This window comes from Candidatus Symbiobacter mobilis CR, from assembly GCF_000477435.1.
GTDB lineage: Bacteria > Pseudomonadota > Gammaproteobacteria > Burkholderiales > Burkholderiaceae_C > Rhodoferax > Rhodoferax mobilis.
In genome coordinates this window covers 1,909,921-1,924,117 of the sequence record NC_022576.1, presented here as the reverse complement: position 1 = coordinate 1,924,117, position 14,197 = coordinate 1,909,921, and the positions used below count along the sequence as shown (strand labels likewise).

6 protein-coding genes are annotated in these 14,197 nt (G+C 58.6%); all 6 read right to left on the bottom strand.

The genetic code is table 11. The features are described from left to right. Window positions 1-89 precede the first annotated feature (89 nt). The 6 genes from CENROD_RS07895 to CENROD_RS12520 all read right to left on the bottom strand — a co-directional run bounded on the left by CENROD_RS07895 (window position 90) and on the right by CENROD_RS12520 (window position 14,116). The gene (locus CENROD_RS07895; protein ID WP_022774083.1) at window positions 90-1,130 is read right to left on the bottom strand and encodes a uroporphyrinogen-III C-methyltransferase; all 1,041 of its coding nucleotides are present in this window, start codon (window positions 1,128-1,130) and stop codon (window positions 90-92) included. A gap of 10 nt (window positions 1,131-1,140) precedes the next feature. After that, window positions 1,141-1,989 carry a uroporphyrinogen-III synthase gene (locus CENROD_RS07890; protein WP_022774078.1) on the bottom strand — a complete coding sequence of 283 codons (849 nt, stop codon included), beginning with the start codon at window positions 1,987-1,989 and terminating at the stop codon, window positions 1,141-1,143. A 25-nt stretch (window positions 1,990-2,014) separates the two neighbouring features. After that, on the bottom strand, window positions 2,015-2,941 hold the full coding sequence (gene hemC, locus CENROD_RS07885) for a hydroxymethylbilane synthase (RefSeq protein ID WP_022774074.1): 927 nt from the start codon (window positions 2,939-2,941) through the stop codon (window positions 2,015-2,017). Continuing rightward, window positions 2,938-5,406 carry a glycoside hydrolase family 94 protein gene (locus CENROD_RS07880; RefSeq protein ID WP_051360341.1) on the bottom strand — a complete coding sequence of 823 codons (2,469 nt, stop codon included), beginning with the start codon at window positions 5,404-5,406 and terminating at the stop codon, window positions 2,938-2,940. The genes hemC and CENROD_RS07880 overlap by 4 nt, the downstream gene beginning before the upstream one ends. A gap of 39 nt (window positions 5,407-5,445) precedes the next feature. Then, on the bottom strand, window positions 5,446-8,940 hold the full coding sequence (locus tag CENROD_RS07875; protein ID WP_022774065.1) for a hypothetical protein: 3,495 nt from the start codon (window positions 8,938-8,940) through the stop codon (window positions 5,446-5,448). A gap of 88 nt (window positions 8,941-9,028) precedes the next feature. Continuing rightward, on the bottom strand, window positions 9,029-14,116 hold the full coding sequence (locus tag CENROD_RS12520; protein ID WP_238551851.1) for a PAS domain S-box protein: 5,088 nt from the start codon (window positions 14,114-14,116) through the stop codon (window positions 9,029-9,031). Window positions 14,117-14,197 lie beyond the last annotated feature (81 nt).

Below are 14,197 nucleotides of genomic sequence, written 5' to 3'. Positions count from 1 at the left end.
CACGTGGTAGCGCATCGCGACTTCCGATGCTCCGCGCCATACCGGCAACGTGCATGGTCACGGAAAGACGGAGCGTGCCAATTGGCGCGTCAGCGCATCGGGGTGACGGCAGCCAGTGCGGTGAAGGTGCCTTCGATGCCGGGGAGCTGCAGGTAGCGCATTCGCGTGAGCAGGCGCTGCAGCAACTCGGACGTAGCACGGGTCTTGCGCGACTGGGCATCGAAGTACTTCCGCAGCAAAGCCTGCGCTTCTTGCAGGTCGGCCACCGCTGCCCGATCCTGGCGGGAGAGCAAACAAAGCCTGGCGTTGAGAATCTTGAGCTTGAAGTTTTCCCGGACGAAAAACGCCTGTTGCGGCGACAGCAAGGCAGCGTCTGCCGAATCCACACGGTGGATGCGAACCAGTGAACGCAGCTCATCGGCGACGGCAAGCATCCCACGCTTCCACCATGATTGACCGGTGGTATCAACGGCTGGGCGTGGCGTAACGGTGGCGGTGTCGTCTGGGGGGACGGCGTTGGCCAGCATCAAGCCATCGACCATACGCGCCAGCTCATCCATCAGCGATAACAGACCGGGCGTGTCGCTGAAGGCTGTGGAACGAACCTGGTCGATGTCTGCGGCGATGGCGCGTTCCAGCCCGGCCAGCCTGGGCTGTGCAGCCCGTTTTGTTCGCCGGGCGGCGGTCTGGAGCGCGGCAAGCAAGGGTTCGACGCTGCCGGTCCATTGCGCCTGTTGCTGGGCCAGGCGCAGCGTGGCATCAAGGTCGACGAGCAGGTTTTCCTCGCGGGAACGGGAAAGGTTGTCTAGCAGCTCTTCGAGGCGTACACGCTGCACGCTCACTTCCCCCAGGCGGGATTCGAAGACCGCTGCGCGGGAATGCACATCCTGCGCCAAAGTGATGGCCTGCTTGGCCAGCACGCGCGCTTCCATCGATACGGACATGGCTTCGGCGCTTTGGCGTGCAAGCTGCTCTTGCATGGCGCCGATACGCTGCCAAGAGAGGACGCCGAAAAACAGCGCCAGCCCCGTTCCCAGCGCCAGCAACCACCACCCCATGCGGCGCAGCACGGTGACGAGAACGCGATCGGGCCGGGAGGGCTGCGTGGATGGGGATGGTGTTTCGGTCATGCCAAAGATTCTAGAAAGGTCGGACAGCGTACAGCGTGGCGCATACGCTGGAGATGTCTGCATCGCTGGTATGGAGATTGCCGAAGCCTAGACGCCGTGCTGCATCGGCCAGACGCGGGTGTGTCACCACGGCGTTGCTCGCCGTCCAGTCTGTGTGGGGGAGCAGCGCGTGCAGGTGATCGATGGCCATGGCACTACCCAGCAACCAGACTGCACCGTCGCGGCTGGCTGTTTGTGCGCATTCGCGTTCGTGTGGAGACCAGTGCGGCGCGCAGCGGCGGTATGCAGCGACGATCTCGACCTGCCCAGCGCATTCACGCACGCGCTGGGCCAGCCATTCGCGCCCGTTGCCCATGTCATGCGACATGGCGCGGTCTGTTTTGCGGTGTAGTTCGCTGTCGCTGTCCATGTCGTTGCCTCGTTGCTGGGCGTCATCCATGCCACGAACGATGAGCACGCGCATCCCAGGCCGCACGGTGGGCGCAACCACTTGCCACAGCCTTTCCGAGTCATAGGGAGCCGCCGTCGGCGCAGCAATGCAGTCCGGGGTTACGCCGTGTTGCAGGGCAGCGCTGCGCGTTCCTGGCCCGGTGACCCACACGCCGGGCTTGCCGGAAGCGCCCCATTCCCCGCAGGCATCGGCGGGCCGTGCGGCAAAAAAGTGCGATACCGCCGCCGGGCTGACAAACACCAAGGCGTCGTAGCCAGGCAAGGCGCTCCATGCATGCTGTAGTGGCGCTGCATCGGGCAGCGCGCAGACCTCCAGCAAAGGCAGCAGCAGTACTTCGTGCCCGGCTTGGGTCAGGGAGCAAGCCCATGCTTGCGCTCGCGGGGGAGCCTGGGTGACGACGACGCGCACTGTCAGCGCTCAGGAATGCCAGTGTTCAGGCATCGCCCAGCTCCGCGCCTGCGCGACGCACGTCGGAACGCAAGGCCCGCGCAGTGGCTTCGCCCAATTGCCGCGCATCGTGCAAGTTGTTCAGCTTTGCAGTGCGCCGCACGCGTAGTACACCCAGCCGCCCGCCAGGGTCGCCCCATCCTGCTTCGAGGGTCAGCGTGCCGTCGTCGATGGTGGCGTGCGCGGCTACGGGGGTGGAGCATCCGCTACCCAGGGTGCGGCTGACGGCGCGCTCGGCCTCGACGGCCAGCCAGGTGCGATGGCATACCAACGGCGCCAGGGCATCAAGGACATCCTTGCGCTGTGCATCGACTTCGATGCCCAGGGCGCCTTGCCCGGGCGAGGGAAGCAGGATATCCGTCTCGAACACGGCACGGATGCGTTCCTGCAGCCCCAGTCGTTGCAGGCCGCAGGCGGAAAGGACGATGCCGTCGAATGCGCCGTCGTCGAGCTTGCGCAGCCGCGAATCGAGGTTGCCGCGCAGCGGCGCCACGCGCAGATCAGGGCGCAGGGCGCGAATCCATACGGCTCTGCGCAAGCTGGCCGTCCCTACGGTGGCTCCGGCGGGGAGTTCGTTGATCGAGCCAAAACGCGGTGAAATCCATGCATCGCGGGGGTCATCCCGGGCAGGGACGCACGCCAGCATCAGCCCTTCGGGGAGGATGGCAGGCATGTCCTTGAGCGAGTGGACGGCCAGATCGGCGCGGCCATCGACCAGCGCCGTCTCCAGCTCTTTGACGAAGAGGTTTTTCCCCCCTGCAGGCAGTGGGGCGGCGCCGAGCATCCGGTCCCCCTGCGTCAGCATTCCCAGCACACGGACCTCGTGGCCCAGGCGCTCCAGCAGGGACTGGACATGCTGTGCCTGCCACAGCGCCAGGCGGCTTTGGCGGGTGGCGATGATGAAGTGACTCATGCCTCCAGCGTCACCTCGACCGTGTGCGTGGCACCGTCCTGGAACACGGGGACGACGTTGCCTTCGAGGGCCGCTCCATCGACGACGACCGTTCGCACCCCCTTGCAGACCCCTTTCGGGTTGTGGACGGTCACCACGTATTGGCAGCCCCGGAACTGGCGCCGCACGGTGTAGTCCTTCCACGCACGGGGGATGCAGGGGTCGATCAGCAGCCCTTTGTACGTGGGGCGTACCCCCAGGATGTACTGCGTGGCAGCCTGGTATGTCCAGGAAGCCGTGCCGGAAAGCCAACTGTTGCGTGCCAGCCCGAACTGCGGGTGCTCATTGCCCAGGATGTTCTGGGGGTACGAATACGGTTCGCATTCGTACTGGTCGATGGCGTCGTTGCGCGTGGCGGGGTTGATTTGCTGGTAGTACTGAAAAGCCTGGTCACCCCTGCCGAGCATGGTTTCGGCGATCATGCACCAGGGGTTGGTGTGCAGAAAGACCCCACCGTTTTCTTTGGCTCCGGGGGGGTACGTAGTGATGCCGCCTTTGCTGGGGTCAAAGCTGTGGAAGCCCGGCCAGCTTAGTTTGATGCCGAAGCGGGTATTGAGCAGCCGCTGCACGGAGTCCATCGCCTTATGCGCCCGTTCCTCCGGGGCCACGCCGGATAGCACCGCCCAGGATTGGCTGTTGACGTAAATTTTGCCGTGTTCGTTGGTCGAAGAGCCTAGCGGGGTGCCGTCCTCCTCAAAGTAGCGCACGTACCAATCGCCGTCCCAGGCATGGATGTTGATGGCTTCGCGCATTTCTTCGTAATCGGCTTGGTACTGTGCGCACCGGTCGTTGCGGCCCAGGTGTTCCATCAGCGCGATGATTTCCCGCAGTGCCAGCGCGTACTGGTTGGCGACGAAGAGGCTTTCGGCCTTGCCAGGCAGGTTGACCGTATCGTTCCAGTCTGCAAACCCCAACAACGGCAAGCCATGGCGGCCCCGTTGCGCCTTGGTGAACGCCAGCGCGCGTTCGAGGTGATCGAGCACCGTGCCCCGAGGCCGCTGGTCCAGGGGTACGCCTTTTTCGTAGTACGGAATCTCTTGGTCGAGGAGGTCGAAGGTGCCCGTCTCTTTGAGATATGCGCACACCGCCAGCACGACCCACAGGTGGTCATCCCCGTAGAAGCGGTGCCCGGGTTTCTCGCGGGAGTCGCCTTCGTTGGCCTCCATCGTCGAGGCATAGAACTGGTGCATAGCCGATCCATCGGCCTTTTGCACGCTCAGCAGCTTTTGCAATAGCGCCAGGCAAACGTCGGGCATGTGCGCCATCGCCCCCATGATGTCTTGCGAGCTGTCCCGAAACCCCATCCCTCGCCCGCCAAAGCCGAGCTGATACAGCGATAAGTCACGCGACCAGTTCACCGTCGTGTGGCATTGCCGGGGGTTGTGTACGTTGACCATGGAATTGAACGCAGCATCCGGGGTCTGCGCTTGCAGCGTGGCCAGGTACCCGTCCCAGAACGAATGCAGTGCATCGAATGCCTGATCGACGTTGGAGGGGTTGCGGAACCGCATGATCGAATCCAGTGCGGCATCAATGTTTTGCGCTTGCCCAAGCTGGGTGACGATCCGGCGCGTTTCCCCAGGCTGGAGGGTGCCCAGGCAGTGCAGCAGGGCGCTGATGTTGTCCCCACGGCGCGCCTGGTGGTTGGAAAGGCGTACCTTGTGCAGCGCCTGGGGGTCTTTCCACGTTCCGTATTCGTTGTCGCCCAGGAAGAGCTTGCGGTCGGTCTCCCACGAATCGACCGTGTAGTTGGAGGTGAAGTAGTTGATGGCCGTGTTCTTCTTCATGAAGGCGTACTGCCGGTGTATGACGTGGCCAAAGCGATCCGATACGGCATCGACCGTCATCGTCTGCGGAACCCAGTCCGCGTTGGTAAGCTGCTTGAGTGCATCGAAGTGGCTGTACTCGACGACAGGGATGACGTCGAGCATCTTGGGAACCGGGGAGATGTTCGTGATCTGGATGTCCCGCACGACGACGTGCGCGCCGAGCGGAACGAAGATCGTCACCTGCGTGCGGATCCCGTAGAACTCGGAAACGATGCGCTGGTAAGACAGCCCTACATGGCATTCGTATTTGTCGTAGGCATCGAGCGTGGGGACGAAGAAGGGGGAAAAGACCTTGTACCCCGGATGGTTGTGGAGCCGGAGGTACAGCGTTTCCCCTTTGAAGTCCGAGGCTGGGTTTTGCGGGATGTACTTGGTGATGCGGTTGAGCGCGGGGTCACCCTTGCAGACGATCCCCCCGCCTGTGTGGTCGACGATGCCCCCGAACTCCAGGGTACCGATGTAGTTGATCCACTTGACCGGGGTTTTGGGGTTGGTGATGACGTACTCGCGGTGTTCGTCGTCGAAAGTACCGTAGCGCATGGCGGATTCCTTGAGGCGGTGTTGTTCTTGGGGGTCGGAAAAACGCGAGATTGTCACGGTGGACGCCGATGTGCTCTACCCACTATCCACTACCCACTATCGGATATCGACGCGAGCCAGCTCCACGTCGATGCGCTCGACCTGCCCGGTGCGTTCCCAGATGGCGGCGCTCGTCCCGGCATCGAGAACGTAGTGGTGATGCTTGTCCACGGGGAAGGCTTCCACCACGGAACCGTTGGCGTACAGGCAGCGTAGGCTGTGCTTCGCGCCCAGGTGATAGACGATCGGCACTTGGCAGTAGCTGAACGCCAGGCTATGGGCTTCCAGATAGATCGTCAGCGGGGAACCGGCGACGTTGATGTACCCGAATTCCGACGGTTTGGCGAGGAACTCGCTGCGCTGCAACCAGTCGGTGCGCAGGTGGATGCACCCCCCATGCAGGCAGACCCCCAGCTCCCTCATGCGCGAAAGGAAGTCTTCCTTGACTTGCCCTGTCATCCCCGGCTGTTGCGCGCCCAAATGCCGAGGCGTGTGCGAGTAGGGGTCCGTCGGGAATGCGCCGTATTCCGCAGGGGATTTGTGTACGCCCAGCCCCTCGCGCACTGCGTAGTAGGTGTTTCGCAACGAGGCAAAGATCGGCTGGCTGCGCATGGCCGGGTAGAAATCGAAGACTTCCTGGATCGCGGGCAGCAGCTTGGCGACCATGTGCCAGTAGATCGACCCCAGACCTTCGTACTTGTAGAACGTCCCTGATCGTCCGGTGAAAAACCGATGCTGGAACACGGCTTCGTACAAGGCGCAGGCTGCGCGGATGTCTTCTTCGCTCGGCGCGGGGTGCGTGGGGTGCTTCCATGCCCGTAGCGCTTGTTCCAGCACTTTGGCGTTGTGCATGGTGCCGTGGAAGTGGCAGCCGCCGTACCCATCGCGAACGACGATCCCCCCGCCATCAGAGTCGGCCAGGCGTTGCAGCCAAGGGGCTTGTTCCAGCAGGGACAGGGGCACCTGGTTTTTGTCTTCAAACCGTGGCAGGCGGCGTTCCGGGTAGAGCATCAGGCTGTTTTGGTCCTCGCGGTACAGCGGGCCGTTGCGCAGAGCCTGGAGGATTCGCAGTGTTTCCTCGGGGTCGGGGTAGCCCGAACTAAGGACGGCGACTTGCCCTTCGAGCATCTCGTACAAATGCTGCACGTCGATCACGCCGGGGCCGAATGCCAGCAGGTTGTAGGCGTGGTACAGCCCATCTTCGCGCCGGTTGGCGCGGATCGAGTGGTCGATATACGCTAGTACGGTCTCGCAGAACCGGGCCAGCTCTTCCTTGTCGATGGTGTCTCCCGCGTGGGTCAGGCCGTCGCGGTACACCGTCTTGCGGTAGGTCTCCCCGGCATGGCCCAGCGCGTCGAGCAGTGCTCTGCGCTGCGTGGGGGAGGGCGTGTCATCAAGGGTGGCGAGGATCGGGCGATGGTCGGTCAACGCAGCGAGGATGTCGCGGTACAGCGCATGCACCTCTTGCGACAGCACAAAGTGCTGGTGCGGCGCGTCTGCCATCAATCGCGCCAGAAAGACGATCGTCCGCCGCAAGTAGTACAGCGTCACCATCGAAGCGCCGTGGCCGACGAGTGCATTGTTCGCGTCGTTCCACTCCGGGCGCTGCGTGTTCATCCAAATCCCGGCGCCGATGACGAAGTTCGAGAGCTTGGTCAGCACCGAAAGCAGCATTTTTTCGGTGAGGGAAACGAGATGGACGCCGCCCCCTTTGGCAGGGAGCAACTGCCCGTCGGTGCCGAGGGCCGCGACGCGATCAAGCACACAGCGATGGCGCTCTTCGTCGAAGACGATGCTTTCCTGCGGGTTGGCGCACAGCTCCCGGTAGGTGCGGATGCGGTACGGAACGTCCGCGTAGGAAAAGATTGGCGAGACGAGCAGCTCCGCGAGACGCTGCGGATGCGTGGCGTGCGAGAGTTCGAGCAGCTTGAGCAGGTAGATGAGTTGGTGATCCCCCCAGTAGCCGATGTTCGACCAGGGGTCGTGCGGGTCGGGCACTTCCCAGTCCACGCCGTCGCGCAGGATGCGGTAGGGGTTGTACCCATCGACCGTCGAGGCGTTGACGAAGCGGGCGATCATGCTTTCGATGAACCCGGGGTACGAAAAGGCGAGCGCTTCCCAGTTCTGGAAGATGTCGCGCCAATTGCCCTGGTAGTTCAGCACGCGCGTCCCGTCGCTGCGCTCGACGTCGATCAGGAACTGGTTCCACGGGCGGCTCGGGTCGCCGTGGCGGCGGCTGAAGGTCAGCGGCAGGTATTCGTGGCAGATGCGCTCGAAGTCGGGGTCTTGCACCACACGGGCGCGTTGCAAGGCTTCCTGGTACGGCAAACAGGTGGGCCAGGAGCGCACGGTGTCGCCGTGGCGGGCCAGTTGGTCGGCGTTGCGGCGTTGCAGAAAGGAGAGAAAGTCCCCCGTGCGGATGCGGTAGTGGTCTTCAAAGATGCCCCCGCGCATGATGTTGAAGAGCACGTTGGAGAAGTGGCGCAATGTGCAGCGGGAGTCTTGTGTCTGCTGCAATCCGTCCGCACGTGCCACCATTGCGATGAGGGTGCCGGTGCTGTGGGTGATGTCTTCATCAAGGATTCTGGCCAGCCTCGTTTGGTTGATGTGCTGCGATTTCAGTTCCCAGAGATCGACGAGGGTTTTGCGCCCGTCGATCACGATCGTCCACCGCAGGCTTGCGTCTGCGGCAAGCTCGAAAGCACCGCAGACGAAGTACGCGCCCTGCGTGCCATGCACGGCCTCTTCCTGCTGCACCGCCCCGCCGCTGCGGAAGAGGTCGAGCTGGTGGGAAGAGAGCAGCACCGTGGGGGGGAATGGGCCTACATACCAGGCCACCGTGGCTTCCAAGGATTCATTCGGCTCGGCCTTGTCCGTCGGGATCGAACTGAGCGAGAACACCCCGATGTTTTCGGGGGTCACTAGCTCGCTCTTTTTGTAGGCATCGACGAGCGTGCTGTATTGCGTCTGCATTGCCCGCGATACGCCCGCCGGTAGCAGGTTTTGCACGCCGTCGAGGACTTCGATGCGCACACTGTCGGCATCGCCGAAGTACTGGATACGCGCAGTGCGGACGAAGCCGAACTTCCGGCTCGTACACCATTCGTATTCGAAAGACAACTGCAAATCGGCATTGCTTTCCTCGAACACCAACCTGTTGCCGGGCATGTTCTTGGCCAGACTGCGCTCAATGGCGTACACGCCACGGTAGGCATCGCTGAACGGTTCCCAGAGCCAGCACCGCCCCCCACGGGTCACGCGCAGCACCGTGCGGCTGCCCGTGTTCCACGAGGAATCATGAATCTTGTCGTCGGTGGTGTAGGGAAACAGCGCGTTGTCCGGGCTTTTGCGCCCCGCAGTCAGCCCCCCTTTGCTCGACAGGAACATCCAGTGGTCGCTGTCGCTGACCAGGGTCAGGAAAAACGGCGCCATGCGCTCGACATGCGAGATCCGGAAAAACGATTCCCCATCGCGGACGATCTCATCGCCGGTCACATTGCCATGGCTGGGTTGGAAGGGGGTGTTGCCGAGGTAGAGGGTGGGAGCAGTCATGGGAAGAGGAAAGATTGATGACGATGGGGTATTTTCTGTGGCAAAGGCAGCGTCGTCTGCGCTGCCGTCACGGCATACATGGCATGATTTATTGCTGCTTCAATTCCTGTTGTACCAGTGCCCATTCCTCCATGAGTGCATCGAAGCGTTGTTGCAGTAGAGCCAGATTTCCATTCCCTTTGGCAATCGCTTCCATATCTGCTGCCATCAATGCCAGCACAGGCAGTTCTCCATTGAGGCAAGCGCCTTTCAAACTGTGCGTTTGCGTGCATATCTTGGCGATGTCCATGGCAGTGAGTGCTGCGCCGATCGCGGTCAGTTGTGCGGGAATATCGGTGCCCATGTACTGTATTACCGTTGTTGCCATTGCTGCGCCACAGCGTTCCACCAACCGTTCCCGGTGGAAATGGACTACAGCAGAAGGATTGCGTGGTTCGGCAAGAAATTGGTGGAGCACTTCCGTGAGCTTTTCGAGATCGATGGGCTTCGTCAGAAAAGCATCCATTCCTGCAGCAAGGCACCGCGCCTGTTCTTCTTTGAAAGCCCCTGCAGTCAGTGCAACGATGGGAACATGTTTCCCGGTATGGGTCTCCAAATCGCGAATTATTTTTGTGGCGTCCAGTCCATCCATCTCCGGCATTTGTACATCCATCAGAATCAGGTCCGGGCGTTCTTTGGTGTATTGTTCTACAGTGGCGATGCCATTATTCGCTTCGAGGATTGTGATCGACGGATAGGTCATCTGTATCAAACCTTTGATCACTATCATATTCATGGCCACATCCTCGGCAATGAGGATGCTGTAGCGCGGCATATCCGTTTGCGGTTGCTTTCGGCGTTCTGTCGTATTGGTTTCCCCAGGAATCGTTGCTGCATCGCCTTCCATCTTGGTGCTGAGGTTGCACAAAAAATCGAATAGATTTTGGGATTTGACGGGTTTCGTCATCCGAAACCGCACGCCGAGTTCATCGCATTTCTTGTGCAGCTCGGCGTTGTCAGACGAGGAATGGAGCAGAATGATGGGCAATATTCTGGGTGTAAGGCGGAGTTTTTGGCGAATCATCTGGATGACTTCCAACCCGTCGATATATGGCATGTGGTAGTCACACAGAATGGCATCGAACGGTTGCGAGGTTTCGAGCCATTGCAGCGCGGTAAGACCGTTGTCGCAGGATTCGACGGCAATGCCCCATTGCTCCAGCATTCGTTCCAGGATCTGGCGATTGTGGGCGTTGTCGTCGATGACGAGGCATCGCTGGATATGCTGTATCGTCGATGCGTCCCGTTTGGCGCCATGTTCTGCGTCGGTAACGAGATCCAGGAAAAACGTGGCCCCTTGACCGGGCGTGCTATCGATGTAGATTTTGCTCCCCATCTTTTTGGCGATCATGTCGGAAATGATCAGCCCCAGACCAGTTCCTCCGAACTTTCTGGTAGTCGAGCTATCGGCTTGGGAAAATGCTTTGAATAGCTTATCCTTTTGTGTTTCTGTAATCCCGATTCCTGTATCACGAACAGCAAAACGGAACCGACCTTGGGTTCCTTCCAACTGTGTATAAAGAACTTGTAGTTCTACCTCGCCCTCTTCCGTGAATTTGACGGCATTGCCAAGCAGGTTCGCAAGAATCTGTTGGATGCGGATCGGATCGACCATGGCAAAACGCGGCATGGCGGGGTCGATATCGAGGAGGACTTCCAGATTCTTTTTGTTGGCTGAATACTTCACGAGATCGACGCTATGATCGAGAAGTTCGATCATGTCGGTGTTGATGATCTCCAGACTCATCATACCGGCTTCGATTTTCGAGAAATCGAGGATGTCATTGATAATTCCCAGCAAAGTGTGCCCTGAGACATTGGCATTATCAATGTACTGCTGTTGTAGTGGAGTGAGCTGCGTTTTTCTCAACAAATCGGTAAAGCCAATAATGCCGTTGAGCGGCGTGCGAATTTCATGGCTCATGTTGGCAAGGAATTCCGATTTGGATTTGCTGGCATCTTGGGCGCATTGAACAGCTTGGACAAGCTCGTCATGCACCTTGTTGCGCTGGAATAAATTCACCAGCATCAAAGCAAACAGTTGCAGCAGCGTTTGTTCTTTTCCGGAAAAGTGGTGGCGTTCCCGTACTGCGTCAAAGCCGACGAAGCCGATGCATTCGCTGCCGACCATCATCGGTAAGGCCATGACGCTTTGGATACCTTGCGATTCCAGAAGTCGCCGCAGCCCGTTCTCTGGCGGTAGTGCCGCCACATCAGGGATACACATGACTTTGCCGTTGCGGTGGTGCATGACCCATTCCGGTATCACTTCGAGGGGGACATCTTGTAGTTGCTCTATTTGCGGCGCAACCCCCTCACGGCACCATTCGTGGGTATTCCTGCACGTCTGCTTATGGAAATCGTAAAAAAACACATAGGCCCGGTCTACATGGGTGAATCGACCCAAACGTTCTAGCGATTCATGGAGGATGGCCTCCGTCCGCTCCAACGGCACATTGATGAATGCATTGGAAATGTCCATAAGCGTTTGCTGCAATGTAGACTGCGCCACGATCATCGCTTCCGCCTTTTTGCGTTCCGTGATGTCTTGGTGCGTACCCAGCATCAGCAGCGGTTTGCCATCAGCGGTCCATGTCGCGACCCGGCCACGGTCGAGCACCCACACCCATTCCCCATTTTTGTGGAGCATTCGCGATTCAAATTCGTAGTAATCTATCTCTCCTGCGAAGTGTTTGGCAAGCAATGCACCGCTTGTTTGTAGATCATCAGGGTGGGCACATTTCTCCCATGTCTTGATGGAGATTGGCGAGATGTCTTCAAGCGTATGACCGATGATGCGTGCCCAGCGATCATTGAAAATGGTTTCGCCGGTTTGGACATTCCATTCCCAGGTGCCGACATGGGTTCCTTCGATGATGCCGGCCAGGCGCGTGCGTTCTGCGGCCAGTTGCAGTTCCGCCGTTTTTTGTACCGTTTGGTCATACAAATAGCCGCGTATGCCTGTGAGGCTGCCGTGTTCGTCATAGGTCAGCATGGTGAAATCGTAGAACCAGCGGTATTCACCACCTTTGGTATGGATACGGTATGACTGTTCGTACGTGTCGAGATGGTTTGCGATGTTGTGCAGCACCTCTTTCACAACGCGATCGATGTCTTCCGGGTGGATCAGCTTGGAATATCGGAACTCCGGCGACATCATTTCTGTCGGGCTGTAGCCGAGGATCTGCTCTACATTGGATGAAACGGCTCGCACCGGCCAATGCTCGGAAGGACTCCATTCGATGGTAAAGACTGGGCCGGCTGTGAACAGCTCTTTTTCGCGTTGCAGGGCTTCTTCCGCTTTTTTTCTATCGGTAATGTCTATGGCCAGTTCAAAACGAACATCGCGCCCATCGAGCCATTGGATGACCCGGTCGATCAGCACATAATGGCGGTCTAAATGCCGGTTGTAAAATTCCCAACGGTATGGCTGATTTTTGTTTTGGAAAATGATGTCGTTCGTGCAGAAATGGCAAGGCGTATCGCGTCCATGTATTGCGGTATAGCATTTCTTTCCTATGCATCCTTCTGGAAGCAGCGCCGAAAGATGTTGATTGACGTAGAGCAGCTCATGGTTCGTTGGGTCTACTATAGAGATAGATTCGTCAATGCTATGGAATAAAGACAGCAATTGATCTCGCTCGGCCTGCAATTTTTTTTGTGTTTGTTTTTGCTCGGTGATATCAAGCATGACGGATAAGAGATATTTCTTCCCTTGTACATCGATGATTTCACCAGAGAGTAGGCCGTCTCGCAATGTCCCGTTGGCGGTATGGAATTGCAACTCCATATTGCGGATGCGTCCATCGCGTTGCAGAATTTCTCTGGATTGACGCATGGCATCGGGGTCAGCCATGATTTCCAGTTCCATGGCGGTTTTGCCGATGATTTGCTCTCGCGTTATACCCAGGTTGGTCAGAAAGGCCCGGTTCACTTCCATGTACCGCCGGTATGGCAGGAGGGTCAATGCCATCATGGATGGGTGAAGATCGAACAGTTTGTCGAATTTCTGCAAGGCTTCTTGTTCTTTGGAGAGATCCTTGATCACGCCGAAAATGCAACCCTGACTGTTCCATTTGCCGAAGGAGACGCGGGTTTCGACTGGAACCAATGTGCCATCCTTGCGTTGTACCGGTAGCGGGCAGGTAGCGCGCTCGCCACGGAACATGGCGGCAAAGATTTCTTCGGCCTCCTGTCGGTTGGCCGCAGGATGCAGATTCAAGATGCCCAGTGCATCGAGTTCCTCGACGCTGTAGCCCAGCTTTTTGATCATGGAGTCGTTGGCATAGAGCACCCGGCCCTCCGGCGTGGCAACGACCACCATATCTTCCATGGCATCAAAAAAAGCGTGGTAATTGGCTTCGCTTTCCTTGAGCGTTTCTTCTGCCCGTTTCCGCTCGGTGACGTCGTGCGCCGCAGCGTAAACCCGGTTGCCGTGGGGATGTGTATGCCATTCGATGTACCGGTACGAACCGTCTTTGCGCTGGTAGCGGTTGGTGAAATTGCGTATATCCTGATTCTTGGCAAGCGCGGCCATGGCATCGAGCGTCGATGGAATGTCATCGGGATGCACGAACTCCAGAAACTTTTTTTTGCACAGTTCTTCGGTGGAGTACCCGAGCAAGCGGCTCCACGCTTCGTTGGTTTTGAGGAAATTCCCTTCGAAATCGGCAATGCAGAGCAGGTCAAGATTGACTGCATAAAATCCTTCCAGTTCTTCTGTCTGCCTTTTGTGTTCTGTGATATCGATGAACATGGTGCAGAAAAACAGCTTCTCCGTCGAGTAGACATGCACTCTGTACCATCGGCCTAGATGCTCACTAAATTGTTCGACCTCTTTTTCGCCCCCGTGGAGGGCTATATTTCCGTAAAAGCCGATCCAGTCAAACCGCGCATGATCTATTCCTGGAATGGCCTGGCGGACGGTGTGGCCGATCAGGTCGTCCTTGTTGAGACCGGTAAGTTTCTCGAAGGTTGCATTGACTTCCAGAAATTCATAATCACAAGGGTGCCCTGCATCGTCAAGAATGATCCGGTGATACGCATAGCCTACGATGGGGCTGTTGCATATCGGATGCATGTAGTTATTCATAAAATATTCCCTATTCTGTGGTCGGTATAGGCACCCCGGTACCACGACCAAAATTCAACCAAAAATCTATTGAACCAGTATCGACATCATCGCTCACGCCTATGCGCCTATACGGTATCCGAAAAC